At 47.8% G+C, this 5,293-nt stretch carries 4 protein-coding genes; 2 read left to right on the top strand and 2 right to left on the bottom strand.

The annotated features are described in order from the left end of the window. Positions 1–771, bottom strand: a 771-nt coding sequence (locus Q0668_RS13970; RefSeq protein ID WP_298865710.1) for an HAD family hydrolase, incomplete at its 3' end; no start/stop codon positions are given. 1,028 nt (positions 772–1,799) lie between these two features. Between Q0668_RS13970 and Q0668_RS13975 the strand changes: the two genes are divergently transcribed. Next, on the top strand, positions 1,800–2,372 hold the full coding sequence (locus tag Q0668_RS13975; protein ID WP_044238118.1) for a helix-turn-helix domain-containing protein: 573 nt from the start codon (positions 1,800–1,802) through the stop codon (positions 2,370–2,372). A 204-nt stretch (positions 2,373–2,576) separates the two neighbouring features. After that, positions 2,577–4,241: a glycosyltransferase family 39 protein gene (locus Q0668_RS13980; protein ID WP_298865735.1), complete on the top strand. Its 1,665-nt coding sequence runs from the start codon at positions 2,577–2,579 to the stop codon at positions 4,239–4,241. A 4-nt stretch (positions 4,242–4,245) separates the two neighbouring features. Here Q0668_RS13980 and Q0668_RS13985 read toward each other — a convergent pair. Continuing rightward, on the bottom strand, positions 4,246–5,293 hold a 1,048-nt coding region (locus Q0668_RS13985; protein ID WP_298865736.1), incomplete at its 5' end, for an SMP-30/gluconolactonase/LRE family protein.

Below are 5,293 nucleotides of genomic sequence, written 5' to 3' on the forward strand. Positions count from 1 at the left end.
TTTAGCTTTAGCTATCCGAATATTCAAACCGGAATCAATTAGTTTTTGATAAAGGGACGCTGATGGTTTTCGGACTCCTTCACGATAGGAGACACAAAAGCATTCCTGAGTGAAAAGTTCAGAAAGGGGGGGGAGTGTACCCTGTGAGGCCAATCCGCGCAGTACTTGGACTAAAGTGAAAGGCTGTGCATCAGCAAAGAGAGCCACTTTTTTGCCTCTCTCCGCTAATTGGGAGAACGTATTCAATACGTCGGGCATGGCCTGTTGCCCTTGTAGTGAAGAATGAAAGAAATAAGCGACCTTCAAGCTGAAATCATCCAGGTTGCCATAAAATGATTCGTCGAACGTATATTCATTTTTCTGCAGGCGTTCGATCAATCGTTTCCAGACTTCGAAAGCATTCGTTTCAGGAGTTTCTCCTTTTGCTACATTCCCTGAAATCTTCTGGTCTTCCAGGATGTTTCGATATTGTGAAAGCATATATTCCCAGGGGGCTCCCGGTTTGCGTGACATGCTGTTCCACAGATTGAATTCTTGAATGGTTTTATCCAGTGCAATTTGCATTCGCAGTTGTTGTTCATGATCAAACAGCAGATCGCCATCGGAAATATGCAATAATGTTCCGTAAACGCTGAATGTGACAGCAGCAATCTCCTGCAGTGGTTTTAAATAAGGGGTTGCCTTGGGTGTGACCAGCTCCGGTGCGACAGGCCACTTGAGATCATCCCGATTGGCTAACCAATCCGCATATTCTTGAAGAGACTGTGGCATAGCGAGTAAATCATTTCCAGGTTGAGGAATTCAGTGGTCAGCTCGTGTAAAGCAATGAGTTGGTGGCAGAACTTATTGAGAATAAAACCGGCACAATTATTAATAAAGTAAACCCACTCACCGTTCTCATCCACAAATTTTACATTAGACAAATATCATAGCAGGGGTTACTGGTAAAGTTTAATGATCGTGTTCCGATCTTAGACCAGACATCTATGGCAGAGCAAGCATAAAAAGAGATTTCAGATACATTCTCCGGGGAGACGGTTGACCTCATATTTTTCAAATTCAGCCAACGCGAATGGGGATCACTGACGTAATAAGTTTGAGAGTTGAAACGCAATGAACCTGCTGCAGGTCGCTGTTGTCAGAACAGTTAACCACCTCTTTCTGCCTGTCTCAGGGCATAAAAGCGAGAATCCGGTATGAAAAATCGAAGTCTCCCGAGAAATTTGGTTCATATCTTAAGCAATTATCGGAAGTGAATCTAAGTCCCTGAATTCTAGGGAATTACAGCATCATATTCCTCACAGTTGATTCCTCCCTGCCAGATATTCTGAGCGTCTCTGTCAGTACTGCACTCTCCCTTGTCAAAGAACTTAAAGTCCTCACGTTAATTTCGTCGATGCAATTAGGGCAGACGGTTGAAACCGGAAAGACGTAAAAACCACGTCGATCCAGTTCACAACAGTTTGAGTGGGTGACACCATTCAAATGTTTGCAAAGGGGGGAGAGGACAAGATGGATCTAGTCTGACGAACTGATCTGAATGGTATTGCGATTGTCATTCAGTCCAACCCCAAAAATATTACGTACCAGATCCCAAATTTCCTTAAAATTAAAGATTGGCATTTTGAAACAGTTTTTGGAGATGCTGTCTCCTTAAACAAGCCCCGACCCAAGACTACACGGGTTACAACTTGATATTGACTGGCCAGGATAGCCGCAAAATGTAGTTGGGGTTAAAGCAGAAGAAAAGTAACCATTTCTTCTAAATAAATGTCAAACATGTGATTGGAGAGCCCGCAATGAAAACGATCTTCACTACTGGCCAAGTAGCAAAGATCTGTAAGGTTGCACCCCGCACGGTTAGTAAGTGGTTCGACTCTGGACGCCTGAGAGGATACCGAATTCCGGGATCTCAGGACCGCCGAATCCCTCGTGAGCACCTTATTCGATTTCTTAAAGAACACGGCATGCCATTAGGTGAGCTGGAAGATGAAGCAATGGGCAAGTTGTTGCTTGTTGGGGCAGACACTCAGGTTCGAGCAAGTCTCGATGACCTGATGGCTACCGAAGACTTCAAAATTGAATACGCGGTAAGCGGTTTTGAAGCTGGTATCCAGGCAGAATCTTTACATCCCGATTGCGTGATTGTGGATTTTGCTATGGGTCGCAATGAAGCTCTGATGATCGCTCAAAACCTGCGACGAAACAAAGACTACACGGATTCTGTTCTAATTGCCCTGCTGAGCGATGAAGATAACGCCAGCGGATTTGATAGAACATTATTCAACGAAACCTTCCGGAAACCATTTGACGCTGCACTGTTGGCTGAACGGATTCGGACCCTGGTTGGACGAAAAAAGCAAATCGCCTAATGACGGGCTGGAATGCCCCGTGGTGAGATTGCCAGGGACGTGTAGTTCTCGATAACATGGACGGTGTCGAGAGAACGGCCCACTGGTCAACCAAAACAATCGCAAAGGGATTTGCTGGTTTGCGTGAACGAATTGACCCGGCTAAGAGGTAAGACTCTTGGCCGGGTTTTTTTATGCGCGCTTGATGTCCGATGGTAAACCGATATGAATCTACTTAACAATCATCAAGGAGACGAAAAGAAAAAAGGGATCTTTGACTCCCTCTGGTACCTGCTGCTTTCACTCATAGCCTTTATGCTCGTCGCCTCTCAGCTCGATTGTGCACAGGATCTGGCTGGTACTAGCGCTGGTCCGGGATTGACCGTTGATGAACCATTTAACGTCAGTCAGGGGGTGTTTCTCGTACGGGCAATTCAGGTCTATGGCCTGGGTATCTTCTCCCCCGAAAGCGTGCGGGAAATCGTTGAACATCCCAACTATCTCCCCGATCATCCTCCCCTGGGACGTCTGCTGATTGGAATCACGCACGAAATGGTCTCCTGGTTTGCAGGCAGTGACAATCGGCCTTTTGTCGTCACCTATGGTCGCTATGCTTCCGCTTTCTGTTTTGCCTGTCTTGTTTTCGTAGTCGGGCGATTTACTGCCATTCATTATGGAAACAAAGCGGGTCTGATAGCAGCCGTTTCGTTGATCTGTATGCCGCGCCTGTTTGGACATGCCCATCTAGCGGCGCTGGAAACAGCCACAACGCTGTTTTATGTGATTGCTGTATTAGCAGTGATTCATTTCTGGAACACCGAACAACCTCCCACAAACAAACGTGCCTGTGGGACAGGATTCTTATTGGGTCTCGCATTACTGACGAAAATTCAAGCGGTACTGATACCGATTCCCGTGATCCTCTGGGCGCTTTGGAAATGGCGCCATAAAGCGATCGTGCCTTTGCTCTGTTGGGGAGGTGTCGGCGTTCTGATTTTCTTTGTCGGCTGGCCCTGGCTCTGGTTTGATCCCGTGGATCGAATCGGTGAATACCTGGGAAGAACCACCGAGCGCGCAGCTCTCTATGTCGAATACTTCGGAGTTAAATACGCAGACCGGGATCTACCCTGGCATTATCCCTGGGTCATGTTTTTCACGACGATTCCCATCGGCCTTTTGGTCCTGGGTTTTATCGGCTCCTTGAAAATCGGTCGTGTACGAAAAGACGATCCACCACATCGACCCCATGGGGAAGTCCTGCTGCTACTTTCTTTGTTGTGGCCGCTACTGTTATTTACGCTTCCGGGAATCACAGTCTATGATGGCGTGCGTCTGTTTTTAATGGTCTTTCCTTTGACAGCAGTACTTATCGGCGTCGGGGCAGTCGCAGCCATTGACTGGTTACAGAAACGCCTTCCACAGATGTTTGTTACCACTGCGTTTGGGTTACTGCTTTTGACGCAAACGTACGCAACAATTGCGTATGCTCCCTGCTGGCTCAGTTATTACAGTTTACTGACAGGCGGATTGAAAGGGGCAGACGCCGCTGGCATGGAAGCGACTTATTGGGGCGACACCATTACCGCAGAGATGTTGACGCAGGTGATCAAGGATGTTCCTGAAAACAGCGTCATTCAAGTGGTGCCTGTCTTGCACCCCGCCTATCTGCAGACTATGCAGGAGACACCCGAACTGAAACAGAAGGGGATACGATTAGTCCCCTTCGAATCAGAGAGGCCCGTTTCTGAATACGTGTTGTCCTTTCAACGAATTCCCTACTTGCCGAAAATTCTACAAGCGCGGCAATCAGATGCATGGACCCCGATGACCGAAATCACCAGACAGAATGTCCCTCTGGCCCGTCTGGTTCGTTTGAAGACTTCGCGTTAAGTTTCTATTTGTCTACAGGCAATGCGGGATGGAACCCGGCGATTTTACAGGGAATTCGATACAGGCCACTCCCCGCGGTGATGTAAAGCATGGAAGCCTCTTTCCCAATACCGAACGTGCAGTTGGTGGGCAGCGTAGGCGTCGGGATGTAAGCCAGTTCTTTGCCCTCGGGAGAAAAGACAACGATGCCAAAGCGGCTTTCAGCGCGGAAGGCCGCGTAGATATTCCCTTTTTGATCGACGGTCATGCCGTCAATGCCCGTCTCTTTTCCGCCGAAGTCGGCCAGAATCGTTTTCTTACCGAGCGACCCATCTTTATGAATGGGAAACGCGTTAAGCGTCATTCGCATTTTCGGATTTTTGGGTTTCTCTTTTTCCAGGCCGGAAACACCATTGTCGGTTTCCGCAACATAAAGCGTTTTACCATCCGGAGAAACCACCGTCCCGTTCGGCTTACTGATATCAGTCGTAGCGCGGTGTACGGTTTTCGTTTTGGGATCGTAGCGGAAGACACTCATATGATCGAGTTCCAGAGGTTCTTTGCCAACGTAACGAGGATCGGTGAAATAGACCCAGCCGCGCGGATGGACAACCAGATCATTGGGGGCGTTGAATTTTTTTCCCTCAAAATGGTCGACAATGCATTTGACTTTTCCCTTTTTCGAAATCTGAGCCAGACACTGTTTTCCATTGTTCGCACCACAGGCAGCCAGCATTTTTCCTTTTTGATTAATCATCAGGCCGTTACTTTGTCCGCTGTCTGAACTGAAGACGGTCGTTTTTTTCGTCGCAGGATCAAAGGCCATAATTTTTCCCAGGCCACCATCAAAATTGATATCGCTGAAATAGATGATTCCATCCACGCCCACGCAGGCGCCTTCCGTGAATCCTTTATCGACCCAGAGTTCTTCCAGTTTCGATTGCGGAGAGACGATGGATGAATCGCCGGAGGGAGCAGGAGTCGTTGCGTAGACCATCGAGCCCGCGATTCCTGAAAAAGCCACTCCCCATACAATGATGTGTTGCCAGTTAATCATAGTTCGTTCCTCGCTG

Source organism: uncultured Gimesia sp., assembly GCF_937910335.1.
Lineage (GTDB): Bacteria > Planctomycetota > Planctomycetia > Planctomycetales > Planctomycetaceae > Gimesia.